At 48.0% G+C, this 24,332-nt stretch carries 36 protein-coding genes, 2 tRNA genes and 1 other RNA gene; 33 read left to right on the forward strand and 6 right to left on the reverse strand.

The features are described 5' to 3' along the window. Positions 1-502 precede the first annotated feature (502 nt). The 27 genes from A7C91_RS01750 (at position 503) to A7C91_RS01860 (ending at position 18,591) form a co-directional block, all read left to right on the forward strand. Entirely contained in the window at positions 503-1,369 is an 867-nt protein-coding gene (locus tag A7C91_RS01750) for an integrase (protein WP_068664367.1), read from the forward strand. A gap of 133 nt (positions 1,370-1,502) precedes the next feature. Continuing rightward, positions 1,503-1,697, forward strand: a complete 195-nt coding sequence (locus A7C91_RS01755) for a hypothetical protein (RefSeq protein ID WP_199920069.1) — start codon at positions 1,503-1,505, stop codon at positions 1,695-1,697. 153 nt (positions 1,698-1,850) lie between these two features. After that, complete coding sequence (locus A7C91_RS01760) at positions 1,851-3,629, forward strand: hypothetical protein (protein ID WP_199920070.1); 1,779 nt, start codon at positions 1,851-1,853, stop codon at positions 3,627-3,629. A 31-nt stretch (positions 3,630-3,660) separates the two neighbouring features. Then, the gene (locus A7C91_RS01765) at positions 3,661-4,971 is read left to right on the forward strand and encodes a hypothetical protein (RefSeq protein ID WP_068664374.1); all 1,311 of its coding nucleotides are present in this window, start codon (positions 3,661-3,663) and stop codon (positions 4,969-4,971) included. Positions 4,972-4,984: 13 nt separating this feature from the next. Beyond that, a complete protein-coding gene (locus A7C91_RS01770; RefSeq protein ID WP_068664376.1) occupies positions 4,985-6,556 on the forward strand; it encodes a S8 family peptidase in 1,572 nt (523 codons plus the stop codon). Beyond that, entirely contained in the window at positions 6,553-6,699 is a 147-nt protein-coding gene (locus A7C91_RS10985; RefSeq protein ID WP_199920071.1) for a hypothetical protein, read from the forward strand. Before A7C91_RS01770 ends, A7C91_RS10985 begins: the two co-directional genes overlap by 4 nt. A gap of 27 nt (positions 6,700-6,726) precedes the next feature. Then, positions 6,727-6,960 (forward strand): hypothetical protein, encoded by a 234-nt coding sequence (locus A7C91_RS01775; RefSeq protein ID WP_234394432.1) that lies wholly within the window; start codon positions 6,727-6,729, stop codon positions 6,958-6,960. A gap of 41 nt (positions 6,961-7,001) precedes the next feature. Continuing rightward, positions 7,002-7,382 carry a hypothetical protein gene (locus tag A7C91_RS01780; RefSeq protein ID WP_068664380.1) on the forward strand — a complete coding sequence of 127 codons (381 nt, stop codon included), beginning with the start codon at positions 7,002-7,004 and terminating at the stop codon, positions 7,380-7,382. 2 nt (positions 7,383-7,384) lie between these two features. Then, the gene (locus A7C91_RS01785) at positions 7,385-8,089 is read left to right on the forward strand and encodes a hypothetical protein (protein WP_068664382.1); all 705 of its coding nucleotides are present in this window, start codon (positions 7,385-7,387) and stop codon (positions 8,087-8,089) included. Between the two features lies 1 nt (position 8,090). Beyond that, positions 8,091-8,753 (forward strand): hypothetical protein, encoded by a 663-nt coding sequence (locus A7C91_RS01790; protein WP_068664384.1) that lies wholly within the window; start codon positions 8,091-8,093, stop codon positions 8,751-8,753. Continuing rightward, positions 8,754-9,068 carry a hypothetical protein gene (locus tag A7C91_RS01795; RefSeq protein WP_068664386.1) on the forward strand — a complete coding sequence of 105 codons (315 nt, stop codon included), beginning with the start codon at positions 8,754-8,756 and terminating at the stop codon, positions 9,066-9,068. Between the two features lie 5 nt (positions 9,069-9,073). Continuing rightward, positions 9,074-9,220, forward strand: coding sequence for a hypothetical protein (locus A7C91_RS10990; RefSeq protein WP_199920072.1), 147 nt, complete (start codon positions 9,074-9,076; stop codon positions 9,218-9,220). After that, entirely contained in the window at positions 9,195-10,085 is an 891-nt protein-coding gene (locus tag A7C91_RS01800) for a hypothetical protein (RefSeq protein ID WP_068664388.1), read from the forward strand. Before A7C91_RS10990 ends, A7C91_RS01800 begins: the two co-directional genes overlap by 26 nt. Before the next feature lie 169 nt (positions 10,086-10,254). Next, on the forward strand, positions 10,255-10,830 hold the full coding sequence (locus tag A7C91_RS01805) for an ArsR family transcriptional regulator (protein ID WP_068664390.1): 576 nt from the start codon (positions 10,255-10,257) through the stop codon (positions 10,828-10,830). Next, the gene (locus A7C91_RS01810) at positions 10,827-12,119 is read left to right on the forward strand and encodes an ATP-binding protein (RefSeq protein ID WP_068664392.1); all 1,293 of its coding nucleotides are present in this window, start codon (positions 10,827-10,829) and stop codon (positions 12,117-12,119) included. Before A7C91_RS01805 ends, A7C91_RS01810 begins: the two co-directional genes overlap by 4 nt. Then, complete coding sequence (locus A7C91_RS01815) at positions 12,100-13,269, forward strand: coiled-coil domain-containing protein (RefSeq protein ID WP_068664394.1); 1,170 nt, start codon at positions 12,100-12,102, stop codon at positions 13,267-13,269. The genes A7C91_RS01810 and A7C91_RS01815 overlap by 20 nt, the downstream gene beginning before the upstream one ends. Continuing rightward, positions 13,262-13,516, forward strand: a complete 255-nt coding sequence (locus A7C91_RS01820) for a hypothetical protein (protein ID WP_068664395.1) — start codon at positions 13,262-13,264, stop codon at positions 13,514-13,516. The genes A7C91_RS01815 and A7C91_RS01820 overlap by 8 nt, the downstream gene beginning before the upstream one ends. Positions 13,517-13,529: 13 nt before the next feature. Further along, positions 13,530-14,939, forward strand: a complete 1,410-nt coding sequence (locus A7C91_RS01825) for a hypothetical protein (RefSeq protein ID WP_199920073.1) — start codon at positions 13,530-13,532, stop codon at positions 14,937-14,939. 92 nt (positions 14,940-15,031) lie between these two features. Then, complete coding sequence (locus A7C91_RS01830) at positions 15,032-15,472, forward strand: AbrB/MazE/SpoVT family DNA-binding domain-containing protein (protein WP_068664401.1); 441 nt, start codon at positions 15,032-15,034, stop codon at positions 15,470-15,472. A gap of 385 nt (positions 15,473-15,857) precedes the next feature. Then, entirely contained in the window at positions 15,858-16,031 is a 174-nt protein-coding gene (locus A7C91_RS10995; protein ID WP_199920143.1) for a hypothetical protein, read from the forward strand. A 17-nt stretch (positions 16,032-16,048) separates the two neighbouring features. Next, positions 16,049-16,588, forward strand: a complete 540-nt coding sequence (locus A7C91_RS01835; RefSeq protein ID WP_068664403.1) for a hypothetical protein — start codon at positions 16,049-16,051, stop codon at positions 16,586-16,588. Between the two features lie 14 nt (positions 16,589-16,602). After that, the gene (locus A7C91_RS01840) at positions 16,603-16,836 is read left to right on the forward strand and encodes a hypothetical protein (RefSeq protein WP_199920074.1); all 234 of its coding nucleotides are present in this window, start codon (positions 16,603-16,605) and stop codon (positions 16,834-16,836) included. Next, the gene (locus tag A7C91_RS11000) at positions 16,817-16,975 is read left to right on the forward strand and encodes a hypothetical protein (protein ID WP_199920075.1); all 159 of its coding nucleotides are present in this window, start codon (positions 16,817-16,819) and stop codon (positions 16,973-16,975) included. Before A7C91_RS01840 ends, A7C91_RS11000 begins: the two co-directional genes overlap by 20 nt. Then, positions 16,975-17,499, forward strand: a complete 525-nt coding sequence (locus A7C91_RS01845) for a hypothetical protein (RefSeq protein ID WP_068664407.1) — start codon at positions 16,975-16,977, stop codon at positions 17,497-17,499. Before A7C91_RS11000 ends, A7C91_RS01845 begins: the two co-directional genes overlap by 1 nt. Continuing rightward, positions 17,499-17,765 carry a hypothetical protein gene (locus A7C91_RS01850; protein ID WP_068664409.1) on the forward strand — a complete coding sequence of 89 codons (267 nt, stop codon included), beginning with the start codon at positions 17,499-17,501 and terminating at the stop codon, positions 17,763-17,765. The genes A7C91_RS01845 and A7C91_RS01850 overlap by 1 nt, the downstream gene beginning before the upstream one ends. Continuing rightward, positions 17,752-18,024 carry a hypothetical protein gene (locus A7C91_RS01855; protein ID WP_199920076.1) on the forward strand — a complete coding sequence of 91 codons (273 nt, stop codon included), beginning with the start codon at positions 17,752-17,754 and terminating at the stop codon, positions 18,022-18,024. The genes A7C91_RS01850 and A7C91_RS01855 overlap by 14 nt, the downstream gene beginning before the upstream one ends. 213 nt (positions 18,025-18,237) lie before the next feature. Then, complete coding sequence (locus tag A7C91_RS01860) at positions 18,238-18,591, forward strand: hypothetical protein (RefSeq protein WP_068664413.1); 354 nt, start codon at positions 18,238-18,240, stop codon at positions 18,589-18,591. 267 nt (positions 18,592-18,858) lie between these two features. Here A7C91_RS01860 and A7C91_RS01865 read toward each other — a convergent pair. Continuing rightward, positions 18,859-18,935 (reverse strand) — tRNA-Gly (locus A7C91_RS01865). A gap of 12 nt (positions 18,936-18,947) precedes the next feature. Continuing rightward, positions 18,948-19,024, reverse strand: a tRNA-Phe gene (locus tag A7C91_RS01870). Between the two features lie 270 nt (positions 19,025-19,294). Between A7C91_RS01870 and A7C91_RS11005 the strand changes: the two genes are divergently transcribed. The 3 genes from A7C91_RS11005 (at position 19,295) to A7C91_RS01880 (ending at position 20,724) form a co-directional block, all read left to right on the forward strand. Continuing rightward, a complete protein-coding gene (locus A7C91_RS11005) occupies positions 19,295-19,555 on the forward strand; it encodes a hypothetical protein (RefSeq protein WP_199920077.1) in 261 nt (86 codons plus the stop codon). 342 nt (positions 19,556-19,897) lie between these two features. Beyond that, a complete protein-coding gene (locus A7C91_RS01875; protein ID WP_068664415.1) occupies positions 19,898-20,089 on the forward strand; it encodes a hypothetical protein in 192 nt (63 codons plus the stop codon). 260 nt (positions 20,090-20,349) lie between these two features. Continuing rightward, positions 20,350-20,724, forward strand: a complete 375-nt coding sequence (locus A7C91_RS01880) for a hypothetical protein (RefSeq protein WP_199920078.1) — start codon at positions 20,350-20,352, stop codon at positions 20,722-20,724. A gap of 245 nt (positions 20,725-20,969) precedes the next feature. On the opposite strand, the gene A7C91_RS11010 is transcribed toward A7C91_RS01880, so the two are convergent. Then, positions 20,970-21,134 carry a hypothetical protein gene (locus tag A7C91_RS11010; protein ID WP_199920079.1) on the reverse strand — a complete coding sequence of 55 codons (165 nt, stop codon included), beginning with the start codon at positions 21,132-21,134 and terminating at the stop codon, positions 20,970-20,972. A 24-nt stretch (positions 21,135-21,158) separates the two neighbouring features. On the opposite strand from A7C91_RS11010, the gene A7C91_RS01885 reads away from it, so the two are divergent. The 3 genes from A7C91_RS01885 (at position 21,159) to A7C91_RS11520 (ending at position 22,170) form a co-directional block, all read left to right on the forward strand. After that, the gene (locus A7C91_RS01885) at positions 21,159-21,404 is read left to right on the forward strand and encodes a hypothetical protein (RefSeq protein WP_068664419.1); all 246 of its coding nucleotides are present in this window, start codon (positions 21,159-21,161) and stop codon (positions 21,402-21,404) included. Beyond that, positions 21,397-21,621 carry an ATP-binding cassette domain-containing protein gene (locus tag A7C91_RS11515; RefSeq protein WP_234394433.1) on the forward strand — a complete coding sequence of 75 codons (225 nt, stop codon included), beginning with the start codon at positions 21,397-21,399 and terminating at the stop codon, positions 21,619-21,621. Before A7C91_RS01885 ends, A7C91_RS11515 begins: the two co-directional genes overlap by 8 nt. Before the next feature lie 327 nt (positions 21,622-21,948). After that, on the forward strand, positions 21,949-22,170 hold the full coding sequence (locus A7C91_RS11520; protein ID WP_068664420.1) for a hypothetical protein: 222 nt from the start codon (positions 21,949-21,951) through the stop codon (positions 22,168-22,170). On the opposite strand, the gene queC is transcribed toward A7C91_RS11520, so the two are convergent. From queC to ffs, 3 genes are all read right to left on the reverse strand, one after another. Beyond that, the gene (gene queC, locus A7C91_RS01900) at positions 22,167-22,886 is read right to left on the reverse strand and encodes a 7-cyano-7-deazaguanine synthase QueC (protein ID WP_068664421.1); all 720 of its coding nucleotides are present in this window, start codon (positions 22,884-22,886) and stop codon (positions 22,167-22,169) included. The two genes, A7C91_RS11520 and queC, sit on opposite strands and share 4 nt — an antisense overlap. 48 nt (positions 22,887-22,934) lie before the next feature. Beyond that, a complete protein-coding gene (locus tag A7C91_RS01905; protein WP_068664423.1) occupies positions 22,935-23,837 on the reverse strand; it encodes a dihydroorotate dehydrogenase in 903 nt (300 codons plus the stop codon). An 81-nt stretch (positions 23,838-23,918) separates the two neighbouring features. After that, positions 23,919-24,232: signal recognition particle sRNA (ffs, locus tag A7C91_RS01910), an RNA gene on the reverse strand. Positions 24,233-24,332 lie beyond the last annotated feature (100 nt).

A 24,332-nucleotide genomic window follows, 5' to 3' on the forward strand; every position in this document is an offset into this window, starting at 1 on the left:
GAAAAACCGACCCCATGGACTTTAGAGTCTGCTTTTCTTCTTGACGCCCTTCGGGTGTCATACCGTGAGAGACTCATCGAAAATGGCCAGTTAACAAAAAAATCCGGCTTAAACTCTGTTACTTGAGCAAGTGCACTCTCAAAAGCCAGTATTTCAAAAGCAGCCAGAATTTTTCAGCCATCCGTCAGGATGCTTGAGCGTTAGCAAAAGCGGCGCTTTGCGCCAGCAAAGCAAACTTTACAGTGCAAAGTTTGATCAAAGAGTCAACTTCACCTTAAATCCGCTGGAATGAGTTTGCATGTTTTTTAAAAACAGCAATTTCCAGGGGTTTAACTTGAAAACCTGCGAATTGAAATGTTTCACTCTCCTCTTAACGCCCGAAGGACTTTATTCCTGCAGTGAAACGCTATAAAACTGGCAAAATGCAAAGTAAATCAAAAACTACCAGTTTGAGAAGACATGCGAGCCTTGATCAAACTTCGCCTGCACGAAGTTTGTTAGAATGGTGCGGTGGCCGGGATTTGAACCCGGGTCACGGCTTGGAAGGCCGGTAGAGTTCAACGAGTTGTGGGTCAGGTACAAGGGGCAGTTTGCAGAGGCTCTCGTTGCAGAAGTGGCTGAATCCACAGCGAAAGACTACTTGAGCGCGCTCGACCGCTTTTTCGGTGCCCACAGAATCAGCACAACTGAAGAACTTCGCAGGGCATACATAGCAAACGGCCAGAAGCGGAACTACGGGAAAGCCCTCAGGAAGTTCTTTGGCTTCCTCTACGACCACGACGTCATCTCCGGCGAGCTCTACATGAAGCTCAAGAGGATCATCAAAATCAAGGAGGCAAAGGTTCGCAAGCTCCACATCCTTCCCGAGGAGATCCGTGAGGGTTATGAGTACTTCAAGAAATACGGCCGGCCTGAGGAGGTTCTGCTCTACAAGCTGCTCGTCCTCAGCGGCGCAAGGCTCAAGCACCTGGTCGAGCTGCTCCTTAACAACTACACGCCCGAGAAGCTGACCGTACTGAAGGATAAAGGCATAGCAAAGTACGCGCTGTTCTACCACGAGGGCACGAAGTCAATGTTCTACGTCTACATGCCAGCTGAGCTGGCGAACGAGCTGTTCAGGAGCGACTACTCATATGACATGGCGAAGAAGTACCTGCGCTACGGCCGGCTGAATGCGAGCCACATCAGAACCTGGTTCTCGGATTACCTCGTTGAACTCAAGGTTCAGCCGGCGGTCATTAACTACATCCAAGGTAGGGTTCCGAAGAAGGTTCTGGACGCTGATTATTCTCTCCTCGAAAGGCACGCGGATAGGGAATACGCCGAGATTGTTGACAAGTTGAAAGCCGTGTTGGAGGGGTCGGAATGAGCCCGGTTTGGATGCTCCTGCTTGGAGCCCTTATTTTCCTTGCATTTTGTATAGAAGCGCATGGCTATATCGACGGCTACAATGATGGCGTCCGCGACGCAGACATCTCTTTATTTAATGGGGGGAGGGGTGAGTGGAGCGCGTGAGGATTGTTTCGATAAGAGGAATCGCACGGAAGTATGGCCTTAACCATATGAAGGTCTGGCGGCTGTTCAACCTTTATCATTCCATTTACGGCGATGACCCACGGTATGTGATTATCGACGCCGATGGCAGACGAAAACCGACGCAGAGATTCGAGAATTTTGTGAAAAAAGCCCTCCTATGATTTCTTTTGAAACATTGTATTTAAGCTTTCCTTACCAATTCACCTTCTTAGAACACCCCACTTGCTCAAATCACTTCTTTCACATTCATGGTGGAGGGCTGAGCCGGCAGAGCGATGAGGCCCGGCTGAAAACCTCCGCGGAGGGATGTGGATGTGAAGAAGACGGGCATTTTGGCGATGGTTATTTTTCTCGTCGGCGTAGTTGGCTCGGTGAGCGCTGCAACTCCCGACCTGCCAAAGTGGGTCATCGTCCCTGAAGATGCATTAAACTTCGCCGACGTTACCCTGTTCTGCCCGCTGGACGCTATGGACGTGACCAATAACGTGACTTTATGCTATGTGAACGGGACACCGGTGAATGCGACAATTGTCTTCAACACCACGACGGGGTATCCAAAACTCACAACGGGCAAAATCGAGAATGCGTTTGAGTTTACGGGTGGAACATATGTACAGGGAAATATCAACATTCCGGCAACGGGAGTTCTCACATTTGTGGTATGGGGGAGACTAATACAGCAGGATGCTGGATATGATTTTCCAGATATGTTAATAATATTGGGTCCAAGCTGGACGAATATTAGACTTGAGTTTGCTACGGGATATTCAGCAAATTTGGATGCAAAGGACAGATCAGTCTTTATAATTAATAACGGAACAGCGCAGATTGGTGTGGAGTGGTATGGAGACATTTCACAGTGGCATATGTACGTGGGAAAAGTTGATTTCAACATAAAGCAGATATGCTTGAGGGTTGATGATGGAGAGTGGACATGCAAAGACTTCTCAAGTCTTGGTGGGCTTGATGGTCTGGTGTATAACTACTTCAGGAGTGGGGATCCAGGCTATCAAGGGTTGCATGTATGGGATGTTGATGAAGCGCGCATTTACAACCGAGCACTCACAGACGACGAGATAAAGCTCTTGTATTTAGCAGGCAGGAAAAAACTCTCCGAGCTAGCGAACTTCAGACAGATTTCCAGTCCGTTCATAGATATATCCCGCGATAGGGCAACGTTCTATGCTGGTCTCGAGGTCAGCACGTCCGACCCGAATGGCTACGTGCCCGTGCCCGAGTCTGCCGTAAACATGAGCATCACCAGCGCTCCGAAATTGGTCTCCGATTATACAGGTGCTCCATTTTATTATCAGGGCCACTACTGGTATCGTGCCGACAAAATCCAGTTCAATTTGCCGATACAGTTTGAAACCGTCCGCGAAAAAGGAGGCTTCTCCAAGACGGTTTTGCTTAACGGAGACAAGAAGACGTTTGTCTATGAGAAGGAGTTCAAAGTAACGAATCCAACTGCTACACGCTTGAACGTCGTCTATTCTGTTGACCCAACTTCTTTGGGCTTTAGCGTTCTCCAATATCCGCAGTTTGAAATTGATGGCATCAGGATGGCAGAGTGGAGACCATCAAACAGCTCGACGCTCTATCTCATCAGCACAGACAGCCTTGAGCCGGGCGAGATTTCAACGCATTGGATACGCTCGGTATGGACTATCTCAAAGGAGGAGCTTGAGTTTCCGGCAAAGCTTGACGACTTCAGAAGCATCACCGACTGGACAGTAGCGCAAAGAATGGCTGAGAATGCCATCAAGGGTAAGACTGATACTTATGTGAAAGTCATCAAGATAGATAGCAACGCTGATGTGAGCAACGTCACCGTTCTTGTCCCGCTTAACGTCGAAGATGAGGACGATGTTATTGAAGCCGTGGCCCTAACTGGCTCAAGAGAGACGCTTCAGATCGAGAGACTGGATGACGGCAAGATAGTCGTGAAAGTGCCCGCTGATGCCTTTGTTTCCGGGCATGCTGAGATAAAAGTCCTCTATAACAAGTCAGACTCTTGGTTCAGCAATCTACTTGAAAAGATACGCTCGCTTATGAGGAAGATTCTGAGTTTGTTTGGGCTTGGAGGTGGCTGATTTGGTTGTTTGTTATGGAGGTGGTTGAGATATGAAATGGAAGAAACCTCTTGGGCTGTTTGTGGCCCTTGTGGTTGTGTTTTCAATTGCAGTAGTAAGGGCAGCAACCATTACAGACGTAATATGGGAGAACGCCATAACCGAGCCGGAGATTGAGCTTATTCCCGGCTATCCGGCTACAGTGAACGTCACCATTCTGACCTCCAATGGTGATCCTTTTGACCTCGCAAACATCGCCGGCGCGGATACCATCTCTGTGACGGGCAAGTTTGTCGATGAGTATGGAAACGCTCTTGACATGAATGGAGACGGCACTGCCGACATCTACACCTTCACGAACACGAGCACACCCGGCCTCTGGACTGCTACCATAAACGTCTCAAATGTCCAGCCCGGCCTATACACACTTAAAATCGATGCTATAGCGCAGAACAGTACCACAAACACAATCATTGACAACGCGACCCTTGAGCTTCAAGTTTGGGTCGCTGGTGGTGAGTATTGGGTTGCAGTCGCTGACGTCAAGGACGGCGATACTATCGAGATTGGCACCATGAGCTTTACTATCAGAGGACTGAGCGACCTTGGGGCCATCCTTGACCTCGGAAACCTTACAACGCAGACGATAACTGACGATAATCGCGATGGAATTTTCAGCTGGAGCACGGATGTAACGGGGGACGGTGTAGGCGACTGGATCGTCTTTGCGAGGAGCAATGATGGTAAGTATGTACTAATGGTCTACTCAAATGATGGGAACATTCTAAACGACTTCAATCTCGAAAACACGTTCGAAGTGAGAGAGTCAGATGGAAGGGTAAAGTTTACGAACAAGATATTCAAGGACGGAAGCAATTACAGAGCTTACGTCGTGTGGGACGAGAGCTGGCTCGCAAAGCTTGGCATAAAGGCAGTCGACTATTATATCATTCCTTTACGCGGTAGAGAACACTGGAGAGAAGGATTTGGCAACGTTGAGAGAACAGACGTCAAGGTGATAAAGAGGACAACGTACTTCTTTGGACTGTTCGGGAAGGAAGAGGAGGTGTACAGTGGCAACATCTTCAATAAGAACGTGAATATTGACAACATTATCACGGTCTTTGGAAAGTGGGTTGGGAACGCGGCAATGATAAGATGGAGAGTATGGGAGATACGTAAGGGCCTTGGTGATATTACGATTCCAAACAGCTACAGCCTACGTGAGCGCTCGCTGAACGAGCTTGCCGTGAGTTCTGAAGACTTCAGAGGATTCAATCCTGTCCTAAACCCAAGTGGAAGGGGGTTGTTCAAGCCGGGCATCGATTGGAAATCAATCCTCGGGTTTGAGGATGAGTCCTGAGGGGGCTGATTGAATGAGGCCCCTTTCAGCGACTTTTATTGTCTTTATTGTCCTTCTTTCTTTATTCAGCGTTGCAGTAGCTGACAGTAGCCTTCCAGCCGCTATCGAGACCACACAGGTTAAGTTTGATGTCCCTTCCCTCACTCTCTCCGACTACATGAATAAAATCCTAATCAAGTTCAAGGAGTGGCGTTTCGACAGCACCGGGTTAATCAGAACCAATACTGGTATCTATGTCGATGAGAGGTTTTGGAATTGGGTCACGGGTTCGATTCAGGTGAGTGCCAACCTCACTGACATGGCTTTGAACTGGCTGAACACATTCAAGCAAAAGGTTCAGAACGACGAAGAAGTCGATTGGATCATCATCACTTGGACGAAGCCAAATGATCGCGTAAAAGAAGCTCTCGAAGCAATTGGGGCAAAGGTTCTTTACGTCGATGAGGATATCAATGCCATAACCATCCGTGCCCGCCCGAGCCTCGTCAAGAACCTCGTCTATTCAAAGGCATTTGACTTTAACTATCGCTTTTACATCCGTGAGGTTTGGCCTGACTTTTACGTCGCCAACAGCCCTGTGTACATTGAGAACACCAGTGCTGTATTTATTCAGGGGAATATTACTCCCGAGCAGGTTGCTAATGCCAACTGGAACATCAAGCTCATCAAGGCAGATTTGGCCTGGAGCAAGAAGGGTATCACGGGCAGGGGCGTCACGATAGCGGTTCTCGACACTGGAGTGGACTGCAATCATGTCATGCTTCAAGGAGCTTGTGTTGGCGTGGCAAACTTTGTGAACAACGAGCCCCCTGATGACCTAAATGGACACGGAACCCATGTGGCCTCGATAGCGGCTGGAAGGCCAGTCAAGGCGAACGTAGATGGTCAGATCGTCTATGTCTCAGGAGTAGCTCCTGAAGCAAACGTCCTCGCGGTCAAGGTTCTCGGCAAGGACGGCGGCGGGACGATGACTCAGATCATCCAGGGCCTCGACTATGTGGTTGAGTGGCACAAGAAGCACCCGGACGAGCCGATAGTCGTGAGTATGAGCCTCGGAAGCCCCTTTGGGAGTCCAAGAGACCCAATGGTTCAGAAGGTCGAACAATTGATTCGCGAGGAGCACATTCCGGTCGTCATCGCGGCTGGAAATGAGTTCGTGGTCATTGACTCTCCAGGAATTGCAACGGGTGCAATCACAGTTGCGGCAGTTGGCAGAGACATGAAGGTGGCGGAGTTCAGCGGAAAAGGGCCCGGCCTAAACATCTACGACATCAAGCCCGACATAGCGGCTCCTGGCGTCAGGATTGTGGCTGCGAAGGCAGGAACAAGGAGCCAACTAATAGCTATGAGTGGAACCTCGATGGCAACTCCTCATGTCTCTGGAGTTGTAGCCCTGCTCCTCCAAAAGCATGGAACACTCACACCCGAGACAATCAAAATGATTCTACAGAAGACCGCTTATCCTCTCGAGGGCATCAACGCCCTGCCAACTTGGAGTGGAGCCGGCCTTGTTGACGCCTACGCCGCGGTAACTGCAAACGTTCAGAGTTCAATATGGGACCGGTTCAGGAGGTTGTTGCCATGATCAAAAAGTTCGTCATCTTCCTTATCGTTATCCTCCTCTTTACAGTGATCCTCGTCGGCTTCGACAAGTTCCTGGAGAACGTTGCCCTGGCCATAACAATCGCTCTCGTGCTCAAATTGGTTGATGAATGGGTGGAGGATTAAGCTATGTGGGGGTTGGAAAGTAAGCCTTTGCCTGTTAGGTTGGGGATAGCGATTATCGCTGATGTTATTGACGCGTTTAATATGATCCCGGGAATCAGTGATCTCATCGAAGCTCCAATCAATGCTTTTGTGGCGTATGCTCTCACTGACAACGTCAAGGCGCTCGCAGTTGGAGCAGCAGATGGTATCCTTCCAGCGCCGATTGATTTGTTTCCGAGTGCCACGGTGATGGTGATAGCGGATGAGCTCGGCTGGATCTGAGTTTTCTTTTTTCCTATTTTGAGGTAAGGAGGGAGATAAGAATGGGAATGTTGGCAGTAGTCATACTCACAGGAATCATTATCTTTGGAATTACGACAATGTGGTATTCAAGTGGAGAGGCGGCGTTCTTCATTAGTTTAGTTATCATTGGGTTGCTTTTCTTGTGGGATCTGTCGAGCAATCAAGGCCAATTAATGATGACCCCTGTTCTTATGATTGGAAACTGGCTCGGAATTAGACTCTGGACGGCGCTTTTCCTCTATATGACGTTCCTTGGAAGCTACGTTTTTGGAACGCCGGGCAAGGTACTTGTCGTCATAGTATTTGTTCTGATAGTGCTCCACGCCCTTGGCGTCTTGGGACCAATAAAAGAAGGAGATCTGAGTGCGTTGAAAGGAGTAATCAAGATTGGAGGTGGTTGAGCGTGTATTCAGCTTCTCTTGCACAAGCGAGCAATCATGGAATTATACTGAGCGTGCTGATAGTTGCGGTTGCGTTGGGAGCTTATTTCATGCTCTCAAGGAGAGCCGAAATCTTGGGAGCATCGATGATAATACTCATCATGGCGTTTGTGGCTAAAGATTACTATCACATAGTCTATGTGGCTGGAGGAATGCTCTTCCTTGCATTGCTGATGTATATGACAGACTTTGATGAAGGAACCATTCGAGGGAGCTTTTTCTATGCAGGAATTGGACTTTTTGTTGGGCTTATCCTATACTACCTGATGCCAGTCACTATTCCTGGAAACATTGACAAGACTTTTTTAATTGCACTCGTTCCTGCAACTGTCATTGTCATTATTGAGGGATTCAGAGGGGGCTTTACCTACGATAGCGAGGCAGCAATTGCAATTATCACAGCATTTGCGGTCTCATTTTTCCTTGTCAGCGTTGTTGGAGTAACTCATTTAATTTGGGGCATAGGCTTCATGGTAGCGGGAATACTCTTTGAATATTTTATTGGAGGCTTTGTTGCAACAACGAGCTTCATCGCTGGACTGATAATCTGGCTGGACGATGTAGTGGGATACTCTGTATATAACCAGAACCAACACGCGCTTGCTCTATTGCTCCCAATTGGCTTGGTTTTGATTGGAATCTTTCTAGTTTTGCAGTGGGGTGATTGATATGAAGAAAGCCATTGCGGTTGTGGTTTTGTTTTTGATAATTGCCCCTTCAGTGAGCGCATGGAGTCTGAGCGACCTCCTAAAGAGCACCATATCCAATGCTCTGGAGATTTTCAAGCGTGAAGTCATGCCGGTAGACGGTTATACGGGCGTGGAGGTGGGGAAGAGTTTCATCATTGAGGGTGCAAACTGGTGGAATCCTGATTACTACGTCCGTCTTGAGGATGTAAAAGTCCGGTTTAGCTGGTGGATCCCACGAGAAGTGACTGTGAAAGTTACCGTCTACAAAGTCTATCTTGGCATTTTTGCATTCAAATATGCCGAATATGATGACATCTGGTGGACAAAAGAAAAGATTGGGGACGGCTGGATTGGAGCATTCTTCGTTTGGGGATTTGACTGGAAAAGGACCGGATGGAGTAATGCCACAAAGGCATACATAGCATACAACCTGCCTTCAGCGAGCGACCTCAACATCAAAAACGTGACTATCCTTGAAAATGGCACTGTCAGGCTTCTCTTCGACGACAACACAACAAAACTCATGAGTTTTGAAGAGTTTGAAGGCTTTGGGAACGTGACTGTTGTGGATGTCACGTATAAGCACATAATTAAGTCGCTTTATATTGTCAGAAAGAAGGAGAAGAAGGGGGAGGAAGGATAAATGGAGTTTAAAGCTGGAGCGATTTTAGCATCTACATATTTCATTCCACTCCTACTAATAGCGGGCTTTCCAGTCAACGAACCAACAGCAGGTCTCATTGCATTCGTATACTTGTGTCTTTCAGTAATACTCCTCGTTGTAACCGCGTTCGTCGCAAAGTTCATCTTTGATATTCCATTGTGGCCATGGGGAGTAACATTGGTCCTTGGCTCGTTGGCACTGATATTCCTCCTAAATCCAGTGCTCGACCTCATCAGGGCAGTATGGTTCATTCCACCGGTCGTGGCGTTTGTAATTGGGATAACACAGGGGTGACGGGAATGGACAAAGTTAGGATGCCCGAGAGAAAACTTGACGTGATAAGAGAACTTAAAGTGCGCATTGCTAGGGAAGAGGCGCGTCTACTAAGGCTATTGAAGCAGGCGAAAGAGGTGAGGGCTCATGGAAGAAATGCAAAAGGATATTAGGGAGGAGCTTGCGCAGAAGGTCAATGAAGATCAGAAGACTAAGATCATCAAATACGCCCTCATTGGGATCGGCATTGGTGTAGCAGTTGGACTCATCATGCTCGCCTTTCCTGGCTTCTATGAGACTCTGACAGAAATCCACAAGAGCCTCGCCGCGCCAAGATATTCCTTCTACGTCCTTGTGGGTTCAATAGCATTCGTCGAGTTTATGAGGATGACGTGGGTCGAGAGCGCAAAGGCTAGGAGCAAAAGGCTCATTCCCCTAACCTCGCCAGAGACTGAGATATGGGTCAAGGAGAAGCCACTCATCGGGCTCAAGCTTCCGTTCACAAATCGCGAGATCAAGAACAAGAGAATAAAGCCGCACATTGTTGAGACCGAGCTCGGCTGGCGCGTGTATCCGAACAAGTCCCTCCTTTCACCGCAGTGGGACGGCACAGTTCATTACATTCCAGGTGATGCTATCTTTGGCTATGGAAACACAAGAATCATCGCCGCGAAGAAGCCAAGCAAACCTACGTTCTACGAGATTGACAAGAACACAGGTGAAAGCATTCCGGTCTATGTGTGGGAGCCAATCAACATTGCGGACGAGCTCTATATGAGGGCCCTGAAGGAAATCGAGTATCTAAAAGCAGAAAACTCTGCACTGAGAGCCTATGCAGAGAAGGGTTACGAGCTTGCAAGAACCATAGCGGCTCTCCCAAGAGAGTTCTTCGACAGCCTACGTGAGAAGGGTTACGAGGATGCGGTGAGAATAATGAAAGAGGTGCTCGGAAAAGGCTTCTTTGCAGAGATGGGTAAGATGAGGAAAGAGGAGCTTACGGCAATCATAAATGCACTCAAAAAAGAGGGAGAACTTTGATCTTTTACATTTTTGCCGTCCAGAATGCGGGCAGTGGGCCAAGTAGGGATTCCGAACGGCCCAAGCCCGTATGGACGGCCCGATTCGGGGCCAAAAAATCAGGAGGTGACTTCGGGAGAATCCCACCCGAATTTCACGCTCCATGACTGATCGGAAAGAGGGGGTCTAAATGATGGAGGGAGAGAAAGCCACAACAGGGTTAGTGTGGGGTATAGATCACGTTCTTTCACGCGTTGAGAAGGAAGCTCGTATCCTGCCAACTGCCAAATACCTTGACATCGCAATTTCAGTTGCAAAAAGGGCAGAGGCAATAGAAAAGCAAGCACGCGAACTGCCGAACATCTACGTTAGCAAAAAGCTTGAACTGGCCATAGAATCAATAGAGCGCTGGAAAGAAGCATTTGAGTACCTTCTCCGCGCCATTTATGCCGCTGAGGACGTTTCTATTCAAATCGAGAACATGAAACGAGCACTTGGAGGACGCGCAAGCCTCCGCACGCGCATCATTATGGCTCTTCTTGTCCACGGAGAACTAAAAGCAAATGAGCTCGCAAAAATTCTTGACAAGAGTGAAAGCACCATTAGCGAAGCCCTTAGATTTCTCATAGAAATGGGCTATGTAGAGAGGGGCAAAAACGGGCTCCACATTCGCAAAGGCATAATTAACGCACTCTTTGAATTATTTGATACCGCTTATGACCGGCTGGAAGAAGAATATCTTCTCAGAGGGGATGATGACAAATGAGTCTGGCCCTTCGGGATATTCTAAATGAATACATCCCCAAGTATGAAGAAAAAGTTGCACATTCCGAGAATCCACTCTTGGCATTTGGCCTGACAAAAAGAGGCAAACTTGCCTATCCAATCAATGAACCAAGTCATAGACTTATAATGGGACAAACGGGCGCAGGAAAAACAACACTCGCTCAAACCCTGATGGAAATAGACTTCTTAAGAGGCCGTAAGGTTTTTGAGCTTGAACCGGCACTTGAGGCCAAATCTGAAAGAGCCTTCATGAATCTCCCCAACAATGACAGCAAAATGCTCCAAGTCCTTCGTGAAAAGTTTGGAATAGACATAGAGGACTTCAAAGAGTGGCCCTTTCAAACGGTCGTTTACAGTCCACCTACCCCGAGGTTTGCAAGCTTTCTTAAAAAGTACGAAAACTCACCAGGAATTAAATTTTTCAGAGCGCTCACTTTCACAGAGAGTGACATTATAGACATTATTGCCAGAATTCTGCCCACTGGTTCAATTGAGGGTCTAATTGTGGCAGACGCATACGATCAGTACATCAGCGTGGTAAAGAAGAGGAAAAAACGAAACATCGAAGAATTCAAAAACTACGTACAGGAAATTGGCAAAGGAACAAATGTAAACATAGAAAACACTCTAATGAAGATAAATAGATTTTATCATGTCCTAAAAGGTGTCAAGATTACAAACGGAACATCACTCAAAGACATGATGAAAAACCAGAACGAGATAAGCGTTTTCACCACCCATTTCATCGAGAGGCCCGAGGACCGTTACATCTGGACCTTTGCCATTCTCGTGACTGTATACTCCAACTGGATTGATAACCTCAAGCGGGACTATCTCATGAGCTTCTTTGTCGCGGACGCCAATCTGCTTGCACCAAACTCCACAAGAGACATCATAGAGAAGTTATCCTATTTCCAGACCTTAATGAGACAAGAACTCCAAATCTATGTGAAGATTTCCCGCGGGAAAAATATGGCCTGGACCCTAGACACGCAAAGGCATGACGACCTAAGTCCAAGTATTGTTAGTGAGTGTAAAGAATGGTTCATCAAAAGGATGTACGCAAGGGAGTTCGCCCCAAGGTTAGGAATTGAGCCAAAAGTCCTTAGAATGCTATCTGTTGAAAAAGGCATCTACGTGGGACCATTGACAAAATATAAAGTCCTCCTGCGACCTCCAGTTTCCCGAAAAGCTGCCGCTGGAGAATACGCACCAATTCATTTTCTCGACGCATACGAGAGGTGGGAGAATGAGGAGGCAACTTATTAGCATCCTATTCATAATTATGAACATAGTGCCTTGTACCTACGCACTTGCATTTACATGGCAAAAGGAAGTCAAGCTCGGTGAGCCCATCCTCGTGTATCACAACGATACCCTGCTCTACAACATCACCATTGAGATCAACAAACAAGACAACCACACCTACGCCCTCATCCAAGACCTTCAAACCGGAAGGCTCTTGGTCGAGAACATTGACTGGAACACCATCGAGCTTGACAGCACGAACATCAGCATAGTCAGCACAAGAAAGAACCTGCAAAACAAGACTGCTCTCGTCATCATAACCGGCCCTGATACCTACACCGTTCTGCTCCAGAGCGAACTGGCCGAACCAGCGAACCTGACGAACATCACCGTCGCGAACCAGACAAACCAGACCAAGGCGAACCTGACGGTTAATCTCACCCCTGTAAACCTGACTCTCGTAATAATTCCCGAAAACATTACCTGCGAGAGCGTCGAGGAGTGCCAACAAATAATCAATAACCTAACAGCACAACTCAAACAGCTGAAAAAAGAACGCGACGAGCTGGTCAAACAGCTACAATACCTCCAGCAACAGCTCAACATGACAATGACTGAGAACGAGCAACTGAGAAAGCAGATCGAGATACTCCAGAAAGCCCTCGAGGAGAGGAACCGGCAAATCAAGGAATTAGAAGAAGAGATTGAGCGTCTCAAGGCTGAACAGTGGTCATGGGAAACGGCGAAAGAGAAGGCCGAAGAGCAATACATCCTATGGGTTCCATACCTATTTCCGCTTGTCTTGGGCGGGCTTGTCGTGAGCTATCGGAAGTATAAGAAGATGAAGAAGTATATGGAAGTCCAGATTGACCTCAAGGCGAAAGAGCTCAAGGAGGAGCTTCTCTCTGAATACCTCAAGAAGGACCTGCTGAAGGCAAAGATCGAGACCATCGTCGATGATCCAAACCTCCTAGTCATTCTGAAAACCATCATCCCACAGATAACCGGCTCGCCAGAAATCACAAAAGGCGATATACTCGAACTTGATATCGAAAAAGTCGCAGAACTTGCGAGAAAGCGCTTCCTGCTAAAAGAAAACCGTGTTGAGTACCTGAAGAAAAAGCTGGCCGAACTGAAGGAGAAGATAAAGGAGGAGGAAAACAATGTTTGAGTGGTTCTTCATCATTTCGTTGATTTTGGGTGGCTGGCTGATATACGAGCTCATCACCGACAAAATTCACGGTCCCGGAAGATACTGGATAACCATCAACGTCGAGGGCGACGCGGACAGAGTAGAATACATCATCAGACAGCTGGCAAAAGACAAGAAAATCAAGATCAGAAGCTACAAAGTCACAACCGAAAAACCAGCGCTCAGGAAGAAAGCAAAAACCCTAAAAGGAATCCCCGAACTATAATAAATCAATGGTGATGCCTATGCGGAAGGTTACCACCTTTCTAATTCTTTTTCTTCTTATCTGTACGGTAGAGATAATGGCCGAAGAACCAGTTGCAACAATACACATCATCTCCGGGCAGAGCACAACAGCCCAACTCCCGCACGCCACAGTGGAATATTACGGAGAGTTCTGGTGGATCAATGGAGAAATCTGCGCACCAATCCATGTAATCTATGACAACGGCGGAGACCACGGCGTTTGTGCCCGTCCGAGCGGTGAGACCGACCCCGAAAAGCTCTATGAATTCAAGCTTGAGAACATTGAATTTGACACATGGCACCAGATCCAAGAGCTTAAGGCCGATGACACGGACGCCGAGAGCACCTTCAAAGTAGACAACGTTGACCCCCTCCTCGGAACCGTCAGACTCTACCTTCTCCACGAAGACAGGACCGTGACGCTCTCTGTCGGCGATAGCATCACAGCAAAAGGCGTTCCACAGGCCACAATTAAGCTAATTGACATTAATATCGGCCTTTTTAGCACAACGGTAAAGTTCAATGTCACCTACAAAACACCCATCGAGGCTGATATCGTCGTGTATCACTACCAAGCACAAGGAACTCCAGGAGCAACCCCCAATGAAAACCAGACGAACGAAAGTCCAAAAATCCCGCCCCTTAACATCAGCACGCCCATCGCGATGATCGTCGTCGGTGAGCACGCGGCAGGGGCCGACGTTGCAGCTGGAGCAAAAGTCGGAATAGCCGTCCAAAAATGGATAGACATTCTCAAAGATAAGACGGCGGGGGAAGCTGCCAGGGGATTCCTCGGACCTCTCGGGCCCGCAATAATCAAAACTACCATGGCACCGATCCAGAACCTCAACGCCGATGCCATGCTTGACACGGAAGTGAAAGACCCTGACACGATAGCACCAGTCGTTTACACCGTCGGCGGGCCAGCGGCCAACGAATACACCAAAACTATTCTTGAGAAGAATGCCAACAGACTGCCAGTCAAGTTCGTCAAAGAGAACGGCAAGTGGTACCTGGTAAGCAGATACGGGGACAAATGGGACGGCAGTTATGGAATCATCCTCACAATCCCTACCGCGAAGGACGTGTTTGAGTTCCAGCAAAGAAGGATCGAAGGTAAGATAAAAGTAGCCGATATTGTGGTTGCAGGCCTCGACAGGTGGGGCACCTACGCCGCCTGCGAACTCCTTCAAGGAGAGTTCATGAAGCCAATCCTTGGAGAAAAGCCAAGACCTGAACTCGAATACCTCATTGAACTCCAAGGTCGCGCCCTCATGCTCTTCAGCCAGAACCCACTCGAAGCGTTTACCATCACAATAGACCCAAACAACCCATTCAAGCTCCAGCCAATCGCCATCATTGTGGATAAAAACGGCCAGATAGTAAAAGTACTCGTCGGTTAATTCTTCTCTTTTCATTACCTTTTTTAAAAGCCAAATTTATATACTACATTCACAGAATACCAAAAGACAGCTACAAGTTCAGAGGTGAGCCAATGAGCCAGCCAAAACGAGGAATAATAGAGCCACTAGCGAAGTTCCACGCCCAAGTTTACCGCAACGGCAGAATAGCGGTACCTAAGAACGAGCGAGATTACTACGGACTGGACCAGCACGACATAGTCGAGCTAATCGTGAGAAAATACGAAGGCGATAAAATCATAGGTAGAGGCTGGTTTCTGGCACAGCTGACTGTTAGGGGAGTTTTAACAATTCCTCTCGGCCTAAGACGTGAGTTAAGTATCTCAGATGGCGATTTTGTGGAAGTTCTGCTCATTGGGTTCATCAGGATTGAAGACGTAATTGGAGATCATGGGTTGAGAATCATGAAGGCTCTACGCTCGAATGAATACAAACTCATCTCAGAAGAAGACGAGAAGAGACTTCTCTCTATGCTCTCTAAAGGTATATATCATATATCTTATTTTGGCGAATAAATTGTTTAACAAACAATTAATTTCTCTTCTGAGAATTATCTGTTTAGTGTATTCTCCTCTAAGAGGGCTTGGTTATTTATAAATGCTCATGCTGTTAGAAAATTCTGAACATTATTTGACTGCTGAGTAATGTCCACTATTTTTTAACATAATTGACCTTTATAAATAAAGCAGGTCTCAAAAAGCTGAGAACAGCTAAAGGAGCTGGTAAAGAGGAAAAATAAATTGTTTGTTAAACAATTTATCTGCCAATATACTACATACTACTATTACTTACCCTGTCTCTGTTCTGTTCTCTGAATTGTGTAACAATGAACTTTTAAGTTCCCGAAAGGTTTATTAAATAATAACAACAATTACGTTATGATGAAAATATTGTTAGGTGATGGAGATGGCCCGTCCAAAGAAGTATGAACACGGTCCAACAATCCTCTCGATTTCCGCTGCTCCAGAAGTGGCGGAAGAGTTTGAGCGCAGAAGAGAAGCCCGAGGAATGACCCGTGGTGAATACCTCGCCTGGCTTCTGGAGAAGACCCGTAACATTGAGGCGTTGAGTTGATTTGACAGGTGGCGAGCATGGCTAGGAAGGCAGAGTACAGAAATCCAAGAACGTTCTCAGTAACCGTCGAGGCAGAAATCAAAGACGAGATCGACCAGTTCAGGGGTAGGCTTAGTTACGGCAAAGTGTTCACTCTCCTCTGGCAGGCTCACAAAGGAGAGGTCGTTAATGCTATAGAGCTGGAGAACCTCCGCAGAGAAAACGTGGAGCTTAAGGCCCGCGTGGAAGAGCTTACAAGACTCGTCCAAAAGCTTCAGGAACAGCTGGAGAAAACCGGTAGAGTATCAGCTCGCGAACGCGAAGCCAAGGACCTCCACAAGGAGATTCACCAAATCCTCTCTACTTACAATGAGCTTAAGCTTCTCGAACTGCTCCGCCACCTTGGCTATTCTGAGACTGGCGATGCGCTGAAGAAGAAAGCGGAAGCGTTCCTTAAGCGCTGGTTCGTGCTGGAGGGGAAGGTTTTCGTTTCTAAGGAGCTTGGTGTTGCCCTTGAGCCTTCCGAGCACGTGGGCATGCTCGGTTGGAAAGTTCGCAAGTTGGAGGTGAAAGCATGAGTTTGGGGGCTGAGGTGGAGTTTTGGGAGTTTGTTGCTCGGGAAAGGAGTAGGGTAGTGGTGGAGCAGCAGAAGAACCTGGATTGGTTTTTTGAGTGGTTGGAGAAGGAGCTTAGGGTTGCGGAGAAGTCAAAGCGTGATTTGTTTGGAAAGCAGGGTTATGAGTATTGGGAGGGCTACTTTGAAGCTCTCCTGGATGTAAGGAGGGTCCTCAGGGGGGTGGTGTTGGATGGACTTTGTAAGGGCTGATTTGTTGGCTGAGGTGGAGGAGGCTCTTAGAAGGATTGATTACGTGGAGTTTAAGGTTGCGGATTGGTCTCTTAAGATTGAGTTGGAGGAGGCAAGGAGGGCGTTGTATAGGCTGAGGGAGAAGTTGGGGGTGGTTTGATGGCTTCGCGGACGGCTTTTGTTTATCAGGATGTTCTCAGTGTTGAGGACGCTTTCACTTATTTTAAGAGACTCATGCAGGATGCTGAGAACAGGGTTCACTTCAGCCGGGCGCTGCAGAAGGCTCGTAAAGGCTTGGGCGTGCATATGTATGTGACGGACATTGACAGCCTCATCGTCCAGTACCTTCAGCGGAACGGCGTCAAGGGCTTCCGTTTCACTGGCTTTGAACTCAAAAACATGAACCCGCGCTCGGCGGTTGTGAATAGGATGATTAAGGTGAATGGGAAGCAGTACAAGGGGCACAGGATGTTTGCCCTCAAAGCGGGCATTGACTTTTACTACCTCGTTAACCTTGGGCGGGAGTTCTTGGTCTGGAACGTGGTGAACACGCCGGTGAGCTTTGACTGGCATGGGCACGGCCCGGCCCATGATTACTACGCGTTCGTCCACCTCGATGATGTGATCCGCGTTCCTGCTCAGGACCTACCCGAGACACTCAGGATCCTGCTATGGGGGAGGTGATGGTGGTGGCAACGCTCAATGATTTCCTAAATAAATTAAATGAACTGGAACAACTGAGGAAGGAACTTAAAATCACAATATCTGATAGATATAACAGTCTCATAGAGATTGAAGCAGATCTCGATGTAGACAACAAACCATACTTTCACATTCTCCACGACCATTTCCAAACAGAGCTTTCATTGTCAGAGATGAGAAAACTCGCGGAATGGTTAATGAAAATTGGGATTCTCGAAATTGGGAAGGAGCGTGATGGTCGTGGCTGAGATTGTAAACACATATAATAAAGAGAATTTTACAGAAAAAGAGAGACAAATACTTAGCTATTTTGCAAACAAGTTTCTCAGACAAATGCTTGATGAGGAAGTCAAAGTGAAAACAAGATACGCAGAAGAAGAGGACATTAAGAGGCTCATTGAAAAGCTCAAAGAATGGAACGAAGACGAGGTTGATTTAATTGACGTTCTTGAGACTAAGCTTGATGCAATGACAAGCATCATGGTTATAGCAGTTAGGTTGTGGTAGGGGCGTGATGGCCGTGGCTAATGTAAAGAAAGTGGATAATGACAGTTTTGTGTTATTATCATTTTTCTTAAGACATTTTTCTCGTTTGGACAAGGTCAAACAAAGCAAATGTGGAATACTTGCGTCTAAATGCAGTATTCTTCCCCAACCAGCGAACCGCACCACAAGAGATAACATTACGTTCATCGCAGTTAGTGTCGGGGGGGTGTAATTATGCCGAGGAAAAGACGCCTTCCAGATGTTGTGAGTATTAAGTTGCCAGTATACCAGCCACCCGAAGACATCTTTGAAGTGGTCTTTGAGAGTGAAGATGCGAGAGAGATGGCCGAGAAGATCATAGAGCATATAAAGAGGAATGGCAGAATGGGTTGGGACGAGTACAGGAGCATCTTCCCTCCAGAGAAACATTACCTATACTTTAGGGTGATAAAGAGGCTTGAAGCACTTGGATTTATTAGTCGTGGTGCTTACCACACGTACATTTTGAGCAAAAAATTCTGCGATAGGATGGAACACCTGTCAAAACTATGGCTCTTCAAAATAGGCAAAGTCGAAGAAATCTGGTGAACCCCCAATGTTCATAAGTACTATTATGTATATTAGTGTTGGTGGAAGATTGTGGGACAATGGCCCAAAAAGGCCCACAAAAATAGCGGCTCTCATTTGGGAGATTTGGGCAAAAAGAGCCGAAAGACACGCATCCACATATACATTGATGAAGAGGTGGTCGGTGCCATGAACGAGATGGGCATTAACAAGTCGCAATTCTTCAACAAAACAGCGAGGTGGATCTTCTTGGGCGAGGAAGTTCCAGAAATCATCGTAAAACTGGAATGGTGCGGTGGCCGGGATTTGAACCCGGGTCACGGCTTGGAAGGCCGGTGTCCTAGACCAGGCTAGACTACCACCGCACTGAGAGAAAGTGGTGGGGCGAGGGGGATTTGAACCCCCGACACCCGGATCTTCAGTCCGGCGCTCTCCCAGGCTGAGCTACCGCCCCATGCCCAAAGATAAGGGGCAAACCGGGATTTATAAATCTTGCGGTGGATGACCAAGTTTTGTGGTCCTCAAGGACTGTTTCATTTTATTGCCTGTCTTAGGATTCCTTCAGCACATGATCAATGAGAGCCATTTGCTGTTACCCAGTGTGTCCAATTGTGTCTGCAATTTTTAATTTTTATTAAGTTGGGTGTTTGCTAAAAATACTCCATAGTTATAATGATAAAAAATACTTAACAAAGTTTTTTAAAATCTGAAGTACTTATGTAAATTGCCAAGTCTCCACAAAAATGGGGGTGCCACAAATGGGGAAGCGTTTGGGAGGTGCATTGCTGGGTTTAGTGTTTTGGGATTTGTCGTGGCTCCCGTCAGTGCCGGAGCCTCGGAAGTTGTGCAGTTAGATAGAGCCAAGCTGGCCATTGAAAACGTGAAGTCAATGAGCGTTTCTGTTGGAGGTGGATACGCGGGAGTAACTGTAACCGTCTCAACTACTTTTAACGATAACATGGGTTCGCATTTGGTGCTACCCTGACTGGAGTTTACGATTCATACCTTCACAAGTATGTCTTGTTTGGCAGGGACTATGATTATGCTGAGAAAGAGTACGACACATGGGGGCCAATTAATTTCACAAAAATATACTACTAGCACAGTTTTAGATGGATCAAATGGATTGAGATCAAAAGAAGTTCAAGTGGATGGATATATGTTTCTACTGCTTTTAGGTTAAAAGTAACCAAGATCACAAAGAAACTTATAGGCTCAGATTCAATCGTTATCATTGCTAATTATAAGGATTATGAATTGGTCGGAGTAGCAGCCCCATATGCAACAATGCTGTCTGTGAACCCCAGTGAATCATAATGGTGCGATATTGGATGGACAGAATAAAGCTCTTCCCAATTTCATATTTATTCTCCTGCTGTCCCCTCTCGCCACGGCCCAAGCGGCGGCTGATTCCCCGTTCTACAACGTCTCCGAAACCCTCCTCTACTGGAACGGAAATGGATACCTGCCGGTTATAGAGCCTGGTACTGGGGATATTATTCTTGCGAGTGTTGGGTAAAAAGCTTTAATAACCAATGTGACCGTTGTTAACGATTCTACCGATTCCTGCACTGTTAGGGTTTTTATAAAATAACCACACCTTTGGTGTTAACGTTACGATTAACAAGATCCTTAAGAGGGTCTTTGAGGTGGACAAAAAACGAACTCCATAGTCCTCAACAGAACAAAGGCATTCCGCCCCTTCTACATACGCAACGAAAAGCTCAAGTTCACTTACCACTTCAACGAACGTGTATCTGTCAAGAAGAAGCCGATGAAGTGATATGGTGGAACGTCAATTTCAGCGGATTCCCTGTAAATCTAACCTTTGGACCAAGCTATTCTTTGGTGGGGAAGACCGTTATGGGTTACTTTTGTTCCAAGGTTGATATCGAAGCCAGAAAATGTGTTGGCTTTGAGCCCCAACCTGATTCAGTTTTGGATGTAGACTTCACCGGTAACTATCCAACTGGTGTCCACGGAATATACCCCATCGACTCCTTGGGCGTATTAGATGGGCCCGTTGAGTTCACCTCACAGATGATTGAATCTGAAAGAAACGCCCAGCTCATTGGGGCTAGGCCTTTGAAGGTTCAGATGATGACTCAAAAACGTCCCTCTACCTTGGAGGGGCCATTCTCGTTGCCGTCATAGCGTTGGCGCTGTGGAGGGATAAGAGATGAGATGGCTTGGAAAGAGGCTGACGTCGGATCCCGGTGTTGTCTTTCTGATGTTACTTTCACCTGCTCTGATATATTATGGGATGTGGAAGAAGGCCACCTCTTATTGGCCCTCCGGGCTCGCCGGCTCTCTCAGGCTCGTCCCATATAATACAACAGAAGGTCTTCCGACGGACGTTGTTTCAAAAGCCATCGCGTTTTTTCCAAGCTTTCCATCCTTCAGGAGAAGGCCTTTTTCGATACTTTCCACTGGGGACTCCTTGCGGTGTTTTTCCTCTCCGGAACTTTTGCTGCGTACTCCTTTGGAAGGGCCCTTTCGAGTGGGGATATAGTCAACATTGTTTCACTTCTTGGATCAAAGAGAAGAGCTTTTGTCGAGTACATAAGATATCCCTTGAGGTCTCAGGGATGTACCGCGTTGATGTTCCCAATGGCTCTACCCTAATAACGCCAAGTGGGATCCTTAAAGGCCCCGGAAAGATTCACCTGAAACTGCGTGGCGTCTACTTCTACTATCCAGGTCCAATGAACGAGACTGTGGTGGTGAGGCTCATCCCAAAACCAGAAATTGGCAACTTGGCCCTCTACCTGGGTCTGGGCTTCATTGGGGGTGTGAGCGTTGCACTCGCTTTTAGAGTGTTCGGGTTTGAGTAAAACGTACGGAAGGGGGAAAGACGCTGTGAAAGCCCTTGATGATGTCAGCTTTGCCCTTACCGAGGGTATTTCCTACATCCTTGACCCCAACGGCAGTGGAAAGAGCACCTTGATAAAGATAATCGCCAAGTTGATAAGGCCTGACTCGGGAGAGGTGAGGATCAAAGGTGTCCCTCTCGATGAATACCCTATGGAAAAGGGCAGACTTTGCGTTTGAGAGGCCGGTAATCCACCCAGACTCGTGTTGGTTAGCACATAAGGGACGTTGCAGCATACAGGGAGACGACAACAGTGAAGAACTCCTTCAGCTCTTCGGCCTTGAGGGGTTAAAGCCAAAAGATTCAACGAGCTGTCAATGGGTTACAAAAAGCGTTCCTGGTTGCCCTTGCATTTGTCGGCTTTCCAGAGGTTGTTTTACTAGATGAACCCTTCAGCAACGTCGACATTGTGGCGAAGAGGGAAAATAAAGATCCTCCAGTAGGAACACGGGACTAGTGTAGTCATAGTTTCGCACGTCTTCGACAACCTGACTGAAATAGGCTCCATGGTGGTACTCTACGGCGGCAAGGTTGTTGCGAATCCAATCGGGAAGGAAATAAAACTCCTTAGGAAGATCAGGTTCGTCTTTCCTGATGAAATCGTTGAAAACAATCTTCCACGGGCCGTTGAACTAATACAGGCCGGAAAGGAACCCACAACCATCGAGTGTATCGGGGTCGAAGAGGGGATAATGGAGCTCCTGAAGAAAGGGATGGGAGGAGGCTAAATCTTCGGCTCCACCGCGTAGACAGTCCTGTCCTCGCCGATGGCCTCGATAAGACCGCGGTGCCTCCTCACGCAGCTCTCACACTCACCGCAGTGTATTGGCTTCTCATCATCGGTGAAGCCCCTGGGCATGTAACAGGAGCTGGAGTATTCGTATTTGGCATCGAGCTCCTTCAAAAGCCTCGCTATGCCTTTCTTGTCGAGTTCGATGAGCGGGGCAACAACTTTGACCTTCGCCATGGTGCCGTACTTCAGCATCTCGTTCATCCTCTCGACGAACTCTGGCGTGTTGTCCGGGAAGGTCGCCCCTTCCTCGGCGTTAAAGCCAACTATTATGTCCCCGCCGCCGAGGGCATCCAAAAGTGATGCTGCAACGCTTATGAGGACGACGTTTCTAGCCGGAACCCAGACGCTTTTGGCTGTTTCTTTGGCCCTCTCGAAGTCTTCAAGCTCCTCGGCGGTAACCTTTGGCGTCTCACCGCCGACGAGCGTTGTCCCCCTGAGCTTCGAGAACTCCTCGAGGAAGTCAAGGCGGATTACCTTGAACGGAACGTTGAGTTCTTTGGAGAAAAACTCAGCAACCCTGTTCATAACCTTCTCCTCGTTGCTGCTGTAGTTTGCGGTGAGCATTATAACTTCATCGTAGTTCTTCTTCGCCCAGTAGAGGCAGGCCGTCGAGTCGAGCCCACCGCTGAAGAGAACGACCGCGCGCTTCATGTTATCACCCTCTCTTTTTGATTCAAAAGTGATGTTGGGGTTAAAAACTTACTCCAGGGCCAGGCCCACTATCTCCTCCACGCTCGAAAAACCCTCACTTTCAAGGTATCTCTCGATTCCCTCGTTAATCTCCCTAAAGACCTTCCACCCGCGGAGCGAGACGGCCGTTCCAATCTGAAGGGCCGAAGCCCCGGCAAGGAGGAACTCAACTGCATCCTGCCAGGTCGTTATTCCACCCATCCCCATGAGGGGGATGTCGAGGATCCTCGCCAAATCGTAGACGGCTCTCAGGGCGACGGGCTTAACACCCGGTCCGGAGTAGCCGCCGACTCGGTTGCTCAGTATTGGTCTTCTCGCGTAGACGTCTATGACTATAGCCTTAAGGGTGTTTATGGCCGAGACCGCATCTGCTCCAGCCCTTTCAGCGGCGAGTCCGAGCTTTGTGATATCATCTATGTTAGGAGTGAGCTTCGCCATTACTGGCTTATCCGTCGCGTCCTTTACTGCTTTGACGACCTCGTAGACCATCTCCGGCCTCTGACCTATCTCCATGCCGTAGCCCTTCGCATGGGGGCAGCTAAGGTTGAGCTCGAAAGCATCTGCCACGTCGCTCAGTTTTTCAGCGAGAAAGGCGAACTCCTCCGGCGTTCCCCCAAAAATCGAGACTATCAGCGGAAAGTCGAAGGTATAGTCCTTAATCATCTCCAGAAAGCCCCTCCAGCCAGGATTCGGCAGCCCCATCGCGTTTATCAGTCCATAAGGAAGCTCCACGATAGTGGGGTTGTCGTAGCCATTTCTCGGCTCGATTCCTATCGATTTTGTAACAACTCCGCCTGCTCCTTCGCGGTGGGCTCTTATCCACTGTTCAGGCGTCTTGTCGTTTATGCCGGAGGCAAGAATGAGCGGGTTATCAAGCTTAATCCCGGCAACCTCAACTTCAAGTTTGGCCACCTTTAACACCTCAAAGGCAAAAGATTCGGTTGACTATTAAGGTTTTTGTCATCATCTTAAAAAAGAGTGGATTTCTAACGGCGGCGGGCGCGCCCGGGGGTGGGAACCCTCCACCGCTCCCTTCCACCGGGGCTCGCTCACCCCCGCTACCCCACGAGCGCCGAACGTCCCGCCTACCGCTGCTCCCTTCCGGGCCTTGCGGGGTTCGGCGGGCAAAGGACGTTAGCGGAGCCCTTCAGCTCCGCCCCGCCCACCGCCGGCCCCGTGGGACGAGGGCTCATCGTTGTGCCCCGGCTTCCGGGGACGGCTTTGGGAACCGCCCCCCGGGCTTCGGCCCCGGCATATCGGCGGTTTCCGGTTACAGGGGACGCCGAACCCCCCGGCCTAGCCCGCCGCCAAGGTTAGTTTCTGAGCTGGGTATATAAATGTTTGGTAGGCCTGGATACCGAAAACCTCTTATTTTTGTGTTAGGGTAATGCGGGCAGTATTATGATG

It is taken from the genome of Thermococcus piezophilus, from assembly GCF_001647085.1.
Classification (GTDB): domain Archaea; phylum Methanobacteriota_B; class Thermococci; order Thermococcales; family Thermococcaceae; genus Thermococcus; species Thermococcus piezophilus.